This is a genomic window from Streptomyces sp. NPDC001415 (assembly GCF_053597395.1).
The window spans coordinates 1-13,536 of the sequence record NZ_JBSFIE010000026.1; the positions used below are offsets into that span (position 1 = coordinate 1).

Genomic DNA, 13,536 nt, shown 5'->3' on the forward strand with positions numbered 1-13,536 from the left:
AACGGAATCACCAGGATCAGGAAGACCTCGAAGAGGTTGGTGAACCCGTTGGGGTTCTCGAAGGGGTGGGCGGAGTTGGCGTTGAAGTAACCGCCGCCGTTCGTACCCAGCTCCTTGATGGCCTCCTGCGAGGCGACCGCGCCGCCGTTCCACTGCTGCGAGCCGCCCATGAACTGGCCGACCTCGTGGATGCCGGAGAAGTTCTGAATGGCGCCACACGCCACCAGGACGACCGCGCCGATCACCGAGATCGGCAGCAGGATCCGGACCGTGCCGCGCACCAGGTCCGACCAGAAGTTCCCCAGCTCACCGGTACGCGACCGGGCAAAACCCCGCACCAGGGCGACGGCCACGGCGATACCGACAGCCGCGGAGACGAAGTTCTGCACCGCCAGGCCACCGGTCTGCACGACGTGGCCCATCGTCTGCTCGCCCGAGTACGACTGCCAGTTCGTGTTCGCCACGAAGGAGGCGGCCGTGTTGAACGCCTGGTCCGCCGGGATCGACACGAACCCCAGCGAGCCGGGCAGTGAGCCCTGAAGGCGCTGCATCAGGTACAGGAAGAGGACGCTCACCGCGGAGAAGGCCAGGACGCCGCGCAGATAGGCGGGCCAGCGCATCTCGGTGGACGGGTCGGCGCCGATGGCCTTGTAGATCCACTTCTCGACACGCAGGTGCTTGTCGGAGGAGTAGACCCGGGCCATGTAATCGCCGAGCGGACGGTATGCCAGACCCAGCGCCACCGCGAGCGCGAGGAACTGGAGCACACCAGCAACAACAGGAGACATAGCGGTGCTCAGAACCTCTCCGGGTACACAAGGGCGAGGACGAGGTAACCCAGCAGGGCGACGGCCACGATCAGACCGACGATGTTCTCGGCAGTCACAGCTTCGCCACCCCCTTGGCGATGAGCGCCACCAGCGCGAAAACCGCGATCGTGGTGACGACGAAGGCCACGTCGGCCATCGTGAACTCCTGAAGAGGCTCGAAAAGAACGGACCCCCTGAGGAAACCTCCTCACCGGACGCTTTCGGCCTCCGTTGACGCCCCTCTTACGCCCCTCTGCGACTCCTTGACGGGTCTCATACGCCCCTGACCCCGGGAGGCCGCCCGGCACACAGAGGAGGGCGATTCAGCCGTATTGTCGCGGCTTTGACGCCGCCGTCCCGCGCTGTCAGAGAGCCGTAAATACCCGTGGAATCAGGCGAGTTGGGCTCCGGCGATGACCTAGATTTCCGTTCGGCCGCTCACCGGCCGTGTCTGAACCGCGTCCGGCTGCCGGACCCACCAGAAGGTCGTGCATGTCTCCCGCCGCCCCCCAGCAGGCCCCGACCGTCCTGGCCCCCAGTGGCCCGCCGCCCAGAAATCCGCCGGGGCCAGGGCCGCGCCGGTCGAAGCGGCCCGGCGGGCTCTTCGAACCCGTACAACTCCTGAAGTCGTTTCCCGATGCGCTGCGCAAGCTGCATCCGCGGGACCTGGTGCGTACGCCGGTGTTGTTCGTTGTGGCCATCGGGGCGGCGCTGACCACGCTGTCCGCGCTCGTCCACCCGTCCGTCTTCACGTGGGTGATCGGCGTCTGGCTGTGGCTCACGGTGATCTTCGCCAACCTCGCGGAGGCCGTCGCCGAGGGCCGGGGCAAGGCGCAGGCCGAGTCGCTGCGCCGGGCTCGTACCGACACCGTCGCGCTGCGGCTGCGGGACAACTGGCGGGTGGGCACCGATCTGGACCACGCCAGGACCGAGGCCGTCGCGGCCACCGACCTCAAACCGTTCGACTTCGTGCTCGTCGGAGCGGGCGAGATGATTCCGGCGGACGGCGACGTCGTGGACGGGGTCGCCGCCGTCGACGAATCGGCCGTGACCGGCGAGTCCGCGCCGGTCATCCGCGAGTCCGGCGGCGACCGCTCCGGCGTCACCGGCGGCACGACCGTCCTGTCCGACCAGATCGTAGTCCGGGTGACGTCCCGCCCCGGGCACTCCTTCCTGGACCGGATGATCGCGCTGGTGGAGGGCGCGGCCCGGCGGAAGACACCGAACGAGATAGCGCTGAACATCCTGCTCGCGGCGCTCACCATCATTTTCGTGCTGGTGGTGGTCACGCTCCAGCCGATGGCCGAGTACGCCAATGCCGCGCAGTCCACCACCGTCCTGGTGGCGCTGCTCGTGACGCTGATCCCCACCACGATCGGCGCCCTGCTCTCCGCGATCGGCATCGCCGGCATGGACCGGCTCGTGCAGCGCAACGTGCTTGCCATGTCCGGCCGGGCGGTCGAGGCGGCGGGCGACATCAATACGCTGCTGCTCGACAAGACGGGCACGATCACGCTGGGCAACCGGGAGGCCGCGGCGTTCGTGCCGATGCCCGGGGTCCAGGAGACGCACCTCGCGGACGCGGCCCAGTTGGCCTCGCTCGCGGACGAGACGCCCGAGGGCCGCTCGGTGGTGGTGCTCGCCAAGGAGCGATACGGGCTGCGCGAGCCGGCCGAGGGTGATCTGCGCGGCGCCCGCTTCGTGGAGTTCAGCGCGCAGACCCGGATGAGCGGGGTGGACCTGCGCTGGCAGAACGGCGCCGTGTCCCACATCCGCAAGGGCGCCGCCGCCCAGGTGATCGAGTGGGTGGCGATGTACGGCGGTCAAGTCCCGGACCAGGCACGGTGGTTCGCGGATTCCATCGCGGCCTCGGGCGGCACCCCGCTGCTCGTCGGCGTGCACGACTGGAACGGGCCCCGCGTCCTCGGCGTGATCCACCTCAAGGACGTCGTCAAGGACGGCATCGCGGAACGCTTCTCGGAACTGCGCCGCATGGGCATCCGTACGGTCATGATCACCGGGGACAACCCGCTGACCGCGAAGGCGATCGCCGAAGAGGCCGGGGTGGACGACTTCCTCGCGGAGGCAACGCCCGAGGACAAGCTCGCCCTGATCAAGAAGGAGCAGGCCGGCGGCAAGCTGGTCGCGATGACCGGCGACGGGACCAACGACGCCCCCGCCCTCGCCCAGGCTGATGTGGGTGTCGCGATGAACACCGGTACGTCGGCCGCGAAGGAGGCCGGCAACATGGTCGACCTCGACTCGAACCCGACGAAGCTGATCGAGATCGTCGAGATCGGCAAGCAACTCCTCATCACCCGGGGCGCGTTGACCACGTTCTCCATCACGAACGACGTCGCGAAGTACTTCGCGATCATCCCGGCGATGTTCACCGCGGCCTATCCGGGGCTCGGCGCGCTGAACGTCATGGGCCTGCACAGCCCGACGTCCGCGATCACCTCGGCGATCATCTTCAACGCGCTGATCATCGTGGCGCTGATCCCGCTCGCCCTGCGCGGCGTGCGCTACACCCCGGCCTCCGCGCACGATCTGCTGCGCCGCAACCTGGCGGTGTACGGACTCGGCGGGCTCGTGCTGCCGTTCGTCGGGATCAAGCTCATCGACCTGGTCGTGTCGACGGTGCCGGGCCTGGGGTGACCGGTGTCGGCCGGCCACCCCGTGGGCATCAGGCGGCGCGGCGGACCCGGGCGGCCTTGCGGGCCTCGGCCATCTCACGGGTCTCGCCCGCGCGGCGCGAGCCACCCGTGCGGCCGCCGCCGGCCTGACCGCGGGCGGTGCCGCGGCCGCGGAACGGGGCCTGGCCGCGCTGCTTGGGGCGCTCCGCCGGGGCCGCCGCGGGGCTGACGGGGATCCCGGAGGGGGCCTGGGCGCCGGTGATGCGGCTCAGTTCGGCCTCGCCGGAGCGGACCTGGGTGATCGTCGGGGTGATCCCGGCGGCCATCATCAGGCGGCTCATCTCGCGGCGCTGGTTGGGCAGTACGAGGGTGACGACGCTGCCGGACTCGCCGGCGCGGGCGGTGCGGCCGCCGCGGTGCAGGTAGTCCTTGTGGTCGGTCGGCGGGTCGACGTTGACCACCAGGTCGAGGTTGTCGACATGGATGCCGCGCGCCGCGACGTTGGTCGCGACCAGGACGGACACGGTGCCGGTCTTGAACTGGGCCAGCGTCCGGGTGCGCTGCGGCTGGGACTTGCCGCCGTGCAGCGCGGCTGCCCGCACGCCGCTCTGGAGCAGGTGCTTGGTGAGCTGGTCGACGGCGTGCTTGGTGTCCAGGAACATGATCACCCGGCCTTCGCGGGCCGCGATCTCGGTAGTCGTGGCGTACTTGTCGGCGCTCTGCACGTGCAGCACATGGTGCTCCATCGTGGTGACCGCGCCCGCCGACGGGTCGACGGAGTGGACCACCGGGTCGTGCAGGTACTTGCGGACCAAGAGGTCGACGTTGCGGTCCAGGGTGGCCGAGAACAGCATCCGCTGGCCGTCCGGGCGGACCTGGTCGAGGAGCTCGGTGACCTGCGGCATGAAGCCCATGTCGGCCATCTGGTCGGCCTCGTCCAGGACGGTGATGTCCACCTGGTCCAGGCGGCAGTCGCGGCGCTCGATGAGGTCCTTGAGCCGGCCCGGCGTGGCTACGACGACCTCGGCGCCGGAGCGCAGCGCACCGGCCTGGCGCCCGATCGACATGCCGCCGACGACGGTGGCCATCCGCAGCCGCAGGGCCTTGGCGTACGGGGTGAGCGCGTCGGTGACCTGCTGGGCCAGCTCGCGCGTGGGCACCAGGATCAGGGCGAGGGGCTTCTTGGAGTCGGCGCGGCGCCCGGCGGTGCGGACGAGCAGGGCGAGGCCGAAGGCGAGGGTCTTGCCGGAGCCGGTGCGGCCACGGCCCAGGACGTCGCGGCCCGCGAGCGAGTTCGGCAGGGTGGCCGACTGGATCGGGAACGGCTCGTTCATGCCCAGGCTGGTCAGCAGGTCGAGGACCTCGGCCGGCATGTCCAGGTCGCCGAAGCTCGCGACCGGCGGCAGGGCCGGGGTGACGGTCACGGGGAGGGCGAACTCGCCCTGCGGTGCGGCGGGCCTGCGGCCGCCGCCGGAGCGGTTCTGCCCCTGGGGCCGGAAGCGGGCCCCGCGGTCGGCGCCGCTCTTACGGGCGGCGGAGTAGCGGTCGTTCGTGCGAGCTGAACGGTTCAACGAGAACCTTCCTCGATATGGCACGTATCGAGGGAGCCCGGCCGAATGGAGCGGCCGGGACATCGCAAGAACGAGCCGGAAACAGAAGTCGAATTCCGATCCGGCCGCACGAGGGCGCGGAAATTCCCCGCCCGTTGTCGGAATGCCGGGCAGCCGCCGCCTGGGAAGGCGGACGGGCCGGATCAGGACAGCGGGCAGATGCGTACCCCGGCCGTGGCCGAGGTCGTCTCTCCGCTGCGTGGCGGGACAGCCGGGCGGCGCCCGATGTCCCGCGGGCCGTGAAAATGCCGTCACGAGGTGACGGCGGGCCCGGTGGAACAGCAACGGGCTGGGGCCCGCACCCCAAGGTGCGAGCCCCAGCCGCGTGCAGAAAACGCTTCAGCGTCAGGCAGGCGTGATGTTCTCGGCCTGCGGGCCCTTCTGGCCCTGCGTGACATCGAAGTTCACCTTCTGGCCTTCCTGAAGCTCACGGAAGCCCTGGGTGGCGATGTTCGAGTAGTGGGCGAAGACGTCCGGGCCGCCACCCTCCTGCTCAATGAAGCCGAAGCCCTTTTCCGCGTTGAACCACTTCACGGTGCCAGTAGCCATGTCATATCTCCTTCGGGGCAATGCCCGGGGGTCCGCACTGTGCTGACCCCGTCGTTACTGTGATGATGCCCCGTCCGGAAAAAGCACCGGAAATACAAAAGCGCCCGACGGCATAAAACCATCGAGGCACTTGAAGTCTTTGGGAACCACAACTGCAACTGGGATCAACAGTAGCACGGTTCCGACGAGACGGCACGGCAAATACTACTATTTTGCGCGCGCCGCCAGGAAGCCTCGCCGCACTTTGCGTAAATTTCCGTGGCCCCGGCGACAAATATTCAGGTTCCCCGACGCCGATGCCCTCTCAACAGGGTGTCCGAAGTGGCCAGTTATGGGCCCTCACACTTGATCTTCGGCGCAGTCCGCGAACACTGGGGCGGTGCGCGGGCGGCCCCCGCGCCCCCCCCTGGCCCACGGAGAAATGAGAGCCGCCATGACCACTGTTCTGATCACCGGTGCGACCTCGGGCATCGGCGCCGCCTTCACGCACCGCTTCGCGGGCTTCGGGTGCTCGCTCGTGCTGGTCGCCCGGGACGAGGAGCGCCTGCGCAAGACGGCCGAGGAGCTGCGGTCCCGGTACGGCGTGCGGGTCGAGACGCTGGCCGCCGATCTGGTCGATCCGACGCAGTGCCGCCTGGTCGAGGAGCGGCTCGCCGCCGCCGAGGACCCGGTGGACGTGCTGGTCAACAACGCGGGTTCCGGCCTTCCCGCGCCGTTCCCGCACAGCCCGATCGACGACGAGGAGCGGATGCTCGATCTGCTGGTGCGGGCCCCGCTGCGGCTCACGCACGCGGCCGTGCCGGGGATGACCGCGCGCAAGCGGGGTGTCGTTCTCAACGTCTCCTCGGTGGCGGGCCTGCTGCCCACCGGCACGTACGGCGCCGCCAAAGCGTGGCTGACCGCGTTCAGCGAGTCCCTGCGCATCGATCTGGCCCCGCACGGTGTCCGCGTCCTCGCGCTCGTGCCCGGTTTCACGCGGACGGAGTTCCAGAAGCGGGCCGGCATGGACGTCAGCTCGCTTCCCGAGTGGGCCTGGCTGGACGCCGAGAAGGTCGTGGAGCAGGCCCTGAAGGATCTGCGCCGCAGGCGTCCGGTGAGCATCACGGGGCTCCAGTACAAGGCGTACGCCCTCGCCGTACGTCATGTGCCGCGCACCGTCGCGGCCCGGATGGCCCGCTCGCGTACGCCCGCGAAGTGACGGCGGTCGGGGCGCTGCGGGCGGGGTCCGCCGGCCCGCAGCGCCCCGGGGGCTACGGCCGCGTACTCACGCGATGGTCGCCGGGGTGTCCCGCAGGGTGACGTTCGCGTGGCTCTCCTGGAAGCTCTGGTCGGAGACCAGGGTCAGGCGGGCCGTGGACTGGAACTCCGGCAGGGTGTTGGAGCCGCAGGAGACCATCGTGGTCTTGAGCTTGGCCACGGTCGTGGCCAAGCCTTCGTTGAGGTCGCCCGCGTACGGGACGTAGCCGTCGACGCCCTCCTCGAAGATCAGCCCCTGGCCTCCCTGGCCGTAGCGCTGCCAGTTGCGGGCCCGGTTCGATCCCTCGCCCCAGTACTCCTTCACGAAGCCGTCCCGGGTGGGGAGCTTCGCGCCGGCCGCCTGGTCGAAGCGGGCGAAGTAGCGCCCCATCATGACGAAGTCGGCTCCCATCGCGAGCGCCAGAGCCACGTGGTAGTCGTGCACCAGGCCGCCGTCGGAGCAGATCGGCACGTACTCGCCGGTGCGCTCGCGGAAGGCGTCCCTGGCCGCGGCGACGTCGAGGACGGCGCTGGCCTGGCCGCGACCGATGCCCTTCTGGTCGCGGGTGATGCAGATCGAGCCGCCGCCCACACCGACCTTGACGAAGTCGGCACCGGCCTCGGCGAGGAAGGTGAACGCCTCGCCGTCGACCACGTTGCCGCCGCCGACCGGGATCTCCGGGTAGTGCTTCTTCACCCAGCTCAGCGCCTGCGCCTGCCAGTCGCTGTAGCCGTCGGAGGAGTCGAAGCACAGGGCGTCCGCGCCCGCCTCAAGGAGGGCGGGGACGCGCTCCTGGTAGTCGTGGGTGTTGACGCCCGCGCCCACACGCAGCCGCTTGGCGGCGTCCACGGCCTGGTTCGGGAAGCGCTTGTTGTCCGCGTAGTCGGACCGGAACACCAGGTACTGCAGGTGGCCCTCGGCGTCGAGGACGGGGAGGCAGTCGAGGCGCTGGTCCCACAGCCGGGCGTTGGCCTCGGAGAGCGTGGTGTCGGCCTCGGCGTGGGGCAGCTCTGCGATGGCGGTCATCCGGCCGGCCACCGGCCCGTCGAGGTCGTGGCGCTGGGGGTGGAAGTCGCGGGAGGTCACCAGGCCGAGCAGGCGGCCGGTGGCGGTGCCGTCGTCGGTGACGGCGGCGGTGCTGTGCCCGGTGCGCTGCATGACGGCGACCAGGTGGCTCAGGGTGTCGTCCGGGCGGACGTTGGTGTCGCTGGTGACGAACCCGGCCTTGAAGTTCTTCACCTGGCGCACGGCCGCGGCCTGATCCTGGATGGACTGGTTGTGGTGCAGGAAGCTGAGACCGCCGTTGCGCGCGAGGGCGATCGCGAGTTCCGGGGTGCTGACGGCCTGCATGATCGCGGACGTGAACGGAGAGCCGAGTTCGATCGCCGACCGCTCGCCCGCGACGTGCCGCACCAGGGGCGTACGCAGGTCCACCGTCGCGGGCGAGCAGTCCGTCCGGGTCCGGTTCGGCAGGAGCAGAAACTCGTTGAACGTCCGTGAGACCTCGGCGATGACCTGTGCCACTGTTCCTCCTGACCCCGTCGGCAGGGGCCCGACTGCCCCGCCGTGAAGATCGCCCCCCGTGTTCCAGGGCCCGGGCGGGCAGGAGTCGGCACAGCGGCCGTGGAGGTGCCACGAACCGCGGCGGAGCCCTGACCGGCCCGTGGATCGAACGGGTTGCGGTCGTGACCAGGCACCTTATCGATTGCCCGGCCTCCGCACTAATCGAGGGGCCTGCTTCGGCGGAGCTGCCGTATCTGCTCGATCCCGGCGGCCCGCCCGGTATATGACGGGCCGTCAGGAGCGAGACGCGTCAGACGGCGGGGAAGCTGAAGGTGTAGCCCTGTTGCCCCAGCCAGGGCAGCACTTCCTTCAGGGCGGCGACCGTCTGGGCGCGCTCGCCGCCGCCGTCGTGGAAGAGCACGATCGGGCCGCTCTTGATCTCCTGCTTCACCGTCTTCACGATCGCCGCGGTGCCGGGCTGCTTCCAGTCCTTGGTGTCGACGTTCCAGCCGAGCGGCCGCATCCCGTGACCGGCGGCGATGTGCCGGTTGTCGGGCGTGAAGGCTCCGCCGGGGGCCCGGAAGTACTGCACCTTGGCGCCGTCGGCCGCGTCCTCGATCATCTTCTGGGCGTCGAGGACCTCGGAGCTCTGGTAGGCGACGGGCTTCTTGTTCATGGCCTCGTCGTGGCTGACCGTGTGGTCGCAGAGCCGGTGGCCGGCCGCGACGATCTGCTTGACCAGGTCGGGGTTGGCCTTGGCCTGCGGGCCGATCATGCAGAAGGTCGCCTTGACGTTGTACTGCTTGAGGACGGCGAGCATCTTCGGCGTCCACACGGGGCTCGGCCCGTCGTCGATGGTGATCGAGACCGACTTGCCGCCGCTCTCGGTGGCGTGGTCGATCGTCTCGGATATCCCGGTGGCGCCGGGGGGCGCGGCGGGGCCCGTGGAGTCGGCGGAGCCGTCCGAGCCGTCCGGCGCGCTGTCGCCGCCGCCGGATCCCGAGGGCCCCGGCTTGCCGCTCGGGTGGCCGGGCTTGTCGTCGGACTTGCCGGTGGACTTGCCGGCGGAGGAGGAGTGGGCGAGGGCGGGGCCCGGACCGTCGGCGGAGGTGTCGCTGCCGAGGAACACCGCGGCGGCCACGCCGCCCGTCAGGACCACGGCCGCCGCTGCGGCCATCACGATGCGGCGTGTGTGGGCGGTCAGTCGCGCCATGGTTTCCCCATCCCCTCGGTACATGCCGGTACGGCAGCGGAGCTTCACCGATTGGCCACGATCGCACGATCGCGCTCGAATCCCGAAATGTGAATTCTCCAGGCGGGTATCGCCGGAAAACACCCGTTTTCCGGCAACTTCCCTGGAGGGCAGGGGTGTTGACGCGACCTCAGTGATACGAGGGGTTCGGTGCAGGTGCCGCGCGCCGGGACTTTGGTCCCTAACGCGCAGGCAAAGACCCCTTCAAGGGGCCTTACGGTTCCCGGTCCGAGCAGGCATTTCACCGAAGGACCTTCGTCCCGGCCCGCCCCGCCCCCGTACGAGAGACTCGTCACTTCTGCGCGAGATCCCCCCGCCTTCTCCCCCGGCCGATCAGAACTCGTCGACGGTGTGCGGCAGTTCCACGGTACGCAGTGCCTCGTCCAGGGCCTGTGCCGCGCCCGGGGTGTGCTCGGTCACCAGGCCCGCGAGGACCAGGCGACGGACCTCGGTGCCGCCGAGGTAGCAGGCGGCCAGGTCGCGCACGTCGAGGGTGAGGTCGGCCGGGGCCCCGGTCGGCTCGTAGGTGCAGGCGTGCGGGGAGGCCGTCAGGCGGAAGCGGCCCGCGTTGGCCGGGATGCGGTCGTCGCGGACTTCCAGGACGAGCGCGGCCTCGGCCGCCCAGGAGCGGGCGGTGAGCGCGGCGCCGACGTCCACGAGGCGGATCCACAGCGCCGGGAACTCGGCGACGGCCCTGACCTGGTCCCGGTCGGTGGCGAACAGGAGCAGCGGGTCGTCCGGTGCCAGGCCCCAGGCGCGGACGGTGCCGGTGAGGTCGATGCCGGCGAGGTAGTGCCACAGCGCGGCCTCGCCCGCCGGGGTGTCGGCCTCCAGCTCGGCGACCTGGACGGTGCCGGGCTTTGCGGGGTCGTCCTCGCGCCGGGTGCGGTAGACGGCGTACCCGGCGAGCGGCTCGTCCGCGGCGCCGAGGCCGACGATGCGGGGCGGGCCGAGTTCCTCGTCGTCCTCGTCGGTCTCGGGCAGCCACTCGCCGCGCCAGCGGCCGGTGTCGCGGGCGATGCGCCCGGCCCGGCGGGTGCGGGTCGCCTCGTAGTAGGGGCCGAGTTCGGCGGGCGCGTCGTCGGGGTCGATCAGGCGCAGGGGGCGCCGGTCGGGGTCGATGCGCAGGGCGAGCGGGCGGGTGGAGTTGATCTCGACCGAGGTGCCGTAGGTGCCCGCGCCGAAGCCGAAGCGGCCGTAGATGGCGGCTTCGGAGGCCCACAGCGCGGCGATGGGCCGGCCGTGTTCGGCGCAACGGCGGAACACCTCGGCGATCATGCCGGAGAGCACGCCGCGGCGGCGGTGGGTGGGGGCGACGGAGACGAACGTGAGCCCGGGGCAGGGGAGTTCACCGCCTGGTACGGACAGGGTGAAGCGGTGGGCGACGAGGAAGCCGACGAGCGCGTCCCCGTCGTACGCCCCGATGCGGTCGCAGCGCAGCACCATCGCGCGGTGGTAGGCGCGCTTCTCCTTCTCGTCGGGGCGGTCGTGGAAGACGAGCCACCAGAGCTCCAGGGCGCGGTCGACGTCGGACTCGGGCACGTCGCGGAACTCCAGCTCGCTCATGCGGCGACCCTAACCCGGTGAAAACGGGCCGTCACTCGCATATCGCCCGGGTCGGGGGCGGAGCCCCGGGCGCCGCACGTCAGCCCACCCTCTGTTCCGCGGTCACGGTGCTCGGGGCGCGGACGGCCCGTCCGGCCACCGGCACCGTGACCGTGCCCGCCGCCAGGAACAGGACGCCGAGCGCCAGCCAGCCCGTACCGCCCCCGTGGGCGACCAGGACCGCGACGAGCAGCGGGCCGCCCGCCCTCGCGAGGTCGGAGGACAGGGTCCAGGCGCCGAGGTACTCGCCCTGCCGCTCCGGCGCGGCCAGGCCGTAGGAGATGCCCCAGCCGCTGGCCGAGGAGAGCAGCTCGCCCGCGGTGAGCAGGGTGACCGCGGCGGCGAGGACGGCGACCGCGGCCACCGGCGGCAGCGTGGACGTCGTCGCGGTCACCGCGCAGGCGGCGAGCAGCGCCACGCCCGACCGGCGGCCCGCCACGGCGGCCCCGGGGACGGTGTCGCTGCCGCGTGCCGCGCGCACCTGGAGCAGGATCGCGAGCGCCGTGTTGAGCAGCATGAGGCCGGCGATCGACCAGCGCGGCGCCTCGGTGCGCTCCGAAATCCACAGCGGGAGGCCGATGTTGAGCATGTCGGCACTGACGTAGAGGAGCCCCGAGAGCGCGGCCAGGAGCAGGAAGCGGCCGTCGCGCAGCGCGCCGCGCCGGGCCGGGCCCGGTGTGGGCGCGGCCTTCTCACCTTCCGGCATCCGAAGGAGCACCGCCGCGACGATCACGTACGAGAGGCAGTTGCCGAGGACGAGCGCCGCGTACCCGGTGTGCGAGTCGAGGGCGAGTGCCGCGCCCGCGCCCAGGCTGCCGATCGAGAAGCCGATGTTGAGCATCACCCTGCTGTACGCGCTGGCCCCCACCAGGGCTGCGGGGTCGGCGAGTTGGGCGAGGTAGGCGTTCTTGACCGGCCGTCCCGCGCTCTCGGCCAGCGTGATCGCGCAGACCACGGCGAGGAAGCCGGCGAAGGAGGTGACGAAGAGGTATCCGGCGAAGGCCACCGCGCGGATGAGGACCGTCGTGAGGTAGACGCGGCGGTGGCCGAGCCGGTCGCCGAGCCGTCCGGCGGGGACGGACGCGGCGGGGCCGAGCAGTGCGGCCACGGTGAGGCCGAGGCCGACCTGGGCGGCGCCGAGCCCGACGACGCGGGTGAAGAAGACGATGGCGCCGGTGTGGAAGAGGCCGTTGCCGATCCAGTCGATCAGAGTGGTGACGGCGTAGGCGCGCAGCGGACCGCGGGGCGGCAGCAGTGCTGCCGCCCCGGTGGAGGTGGAGGACATGGCTCCCACTCAACGGCCTTGAGCGGCCGGGCGACAGAGATTTAGGCTCTGCCTCAATGCTCAGCTACCGACTCGGCGTCGACGACCTCGCCGACATGCGCTTCGCCTGCTCACCGCTGCTGGAGACGGCCACCAGCCTGTGGGCGCTGCGCCGACCCGAGAAGTACGCGCTGCACCTTCCGTGGATACGCCGTACGCGCGAGGCGCTGGCCTCGGCGGGCGGCCTCGACACCGAGCTGCTCGGCGAGCTCGCGGTGGGCGGCAGCGGCTGGATACCCGACTTCATCACGCCGCGCCCCGACTCGCCGCTGCCGGACGTCGCGGACGAGCTGCGCCGGGTGCGGGCGACCCCTGCGGACAAGGTCCTCTTCGATGTGCGGGCCGCGTACGCGAGCCGCCCGCTGGGACCCCGGCTCGCCCAACTGGCTTCGGATTCACGGCAGTTGAGGGAGGCGATCGCGGATGTGGTGGAGGCGTACTGGGAACTGGCGATCGCCCCGCACTGGTCGCGCATGCGGGCCGTACTCGAAGCGGACATGGTGCACCGGGCCCGGTTGCTGGCCCGGGAGGGCGCGGCCGCGCTGCTCACGTCGCTCGATCCGTCGGCCACGTGGGACAACGGGCGCCTCACCCTGTTCGTGCACCGGGATCTGCATCTGGCCGCGGAGGTCGGCGGGCGCGGGTTCTGGCTCGTACCGACGCTGTTCGCGCAGCACACGATCAGTCCCGTGGGGGCCGAGGAACGGCCGACGATCGCGTATCCGGCGCGGGGTGTCGCCACGTTGTGGGAGACCCGGCCGCCGCGCCACGCGGGCGCGCTCGCCTCGCTGGTGGGCCGGCCGAAGGCGGCGCTGCTGCTCGCGCTCGCGGGCCCGGCGTCGACGACCGAGCTCGCCCGGCGCCTGGGCGTCACGGCGAGCGCGGTCTCCCACCATCTGGCGGTGCTGCACCGGACCGGCCTGGTCGGCCGCGCGCGGGCGGGCCGGGTGGTGCTCTACGCCCGCACGGAGCTGGGCGAACAACTGGCGCGCGGCGGCTGACCGGAGCGAC

General features: G+C 71.2%; 11 protein-coding genes. 3 read left to right on the top strand and 8 right to left on the bottom strand.

The annotated features are described in order from the left end of the window. Together ACWC2B_RS27875 and kdpF are read right to left on the bottom strand one after the other, a co-directional pair. Positions 1 to 788: potassium-transporting ATPase subunit KdpA (locus ACWC2B_RS27875; RefSeq protein ID WP_450721252.1), on the bottom strand; the 788-nt coding region annotated here is incomplete at its 3' end. Positions 789 to 796: 8 nt separating this feature from the next. Then, positions 797 to 886: a K(+)-transporting ATPase subunit F gene (gene kdpF, locus ACWC2B_RS27880; RefSeq protein ID WP_063801986.1), complete on the bottom strand. Its 90-nt coding sequence runs from the start codon at positions 884 to 886 to the stop codon at positions 797 to 799. 415 nt (positions 887 to 1,301) lie between these two features. On the opposite strand from kdpF, the gene kdpB reads away from it, so the two are divergent. Further along, positions 1,302 to 3,467 (top strand): potassium-transporting ATPase subunit KdpB, encoded by a 2,166-nt coding sequence (kdpB, locus tag ACWC2B_RS27885; protein WP_450721255.1) that lies wholly within the window; start codon positions 1,302 to 1,304, stop codon positions 3,465 to 3,467. Between the two features lie 28 nt (positions 3,468 to 3,495). On the opposite strand, the gene ACWC2B_RS27890 is transcribed toward kdpB, so the two are convergent. Next, positions 3,496 to 5,016, bottom strand: coding sequence for a DEAD/DEAH box helicase (locus ACWC2B_RS27890; protein WP_450721257.1), 1,521 nt, complete (start codon positions 5,014 to 5,016; stop codon positions 3,496 to 3,498). A gap of 384 nt (positions 5,017 to 5,400) precedes the next feature. Beyond that, a complete protein-coding gene (locus ACWC2B_RS27895) occupies positions 5,401 to 5,604 on the bottom strand; it encodes a cold-shock protein (RefSeq protein WP_035796868.1) in 204 nt (67 codons plus the stop codon). Between the two features lie 433 nt (positions 5,605 to 6,037). Between ACWC2B_RS27895 and ACWC2B_RS27900 the strand changes: the two genes are divergently transcribed. Continuing rightward, positions 6,038 to 6,802, top strand: coding sequence for an SDR family NAD(P)-dependent oxidoreductase (locus ACWC2B_RS27900; protein WP_450721260.1), 765 nt, complete (start codon positions 6,038 to 6,040; stop codon positions 6,800 to 6,802). Positions 6,803 to 6,868: 66 nt separating this feature from the next. Here the strand turns inward: ACWC2B_RS27900 and ACWC2B_RS27905 are convergent, their stop codons facing one another. From ACWC2B_RS27905 to ACWC2B_RS27920, 4 genes are all read right to left on the bottom strand, one after another. Further along, positions 6,869 to 8,365 (bottom strand): IMP dehydrogenase, encoded by a 1,497-nt coding sequence (locus ACWC2B_RS27905; RefSeq protein ID WP_450721262.1) that lies wholly within the window; start codon positions 8,363 to 8,365, stop codon positions 6,869 to 6,871. A 289-nt stretch (positions 8,366 to 8,654) separates the two neighbouring features. Then, positions 8,655 to 9,557: a polysaccharide deacetylase family protein gene (locus tag ACWC2B_RS27910; RefSeq protein WP_450721264.1), complete on the bottom strand. Its 903-nt coding sequence runs from the start codon at positions 9,555 to 9,557 to the stop codon at positions 8,655 to 8,657. Positions 9,558 to 9,929: 372 nt separating this feature from the next. Further along, positions 9,930 to 11,162 (bottom strand): GNAT family N-acetyltransferase, encoded by a 1,233-nt coding sequence (locus ACWC2B_RS27915; protein WP_450721266.1) that lies wholly within the window; start codon positions 11,160 to 11,162, stop codon positions 9,930 to 9,932. Between the two features lie 79 nt (positions 11,163 to 11,241). Further along, a complete protein-coding gene (locus tag ACWC2B_RS27920) occupies positions 11,242 to 12,486 on the bottom strand; it encodes an MFS transporter (RefSeq protein ID WP_450721268.1) in 1,245 nt (414 codons plus the stop codon). Between the two features lie 56 nt (positions 12,487 to 12,542). Here ACWC2B_RS27920 and ACWC2B_RS27925 point away from each other — a divergent pair, with 56 nt between their 5' ends. Then, positions 12,543 to 13,526 (top strand): DUF5937 family protein, encoded by a 984-nt coding sequence (locus ACWC2B_RS27925; protein ID WP_450721270.1) that lies wholly within the window; start codon positions 12,543 to 12,545, stop codon positions 13,524 to 13,526. The last annotated feature ends 10 nt before the right edge of the window (positions 13,527 to 13,536 follow it).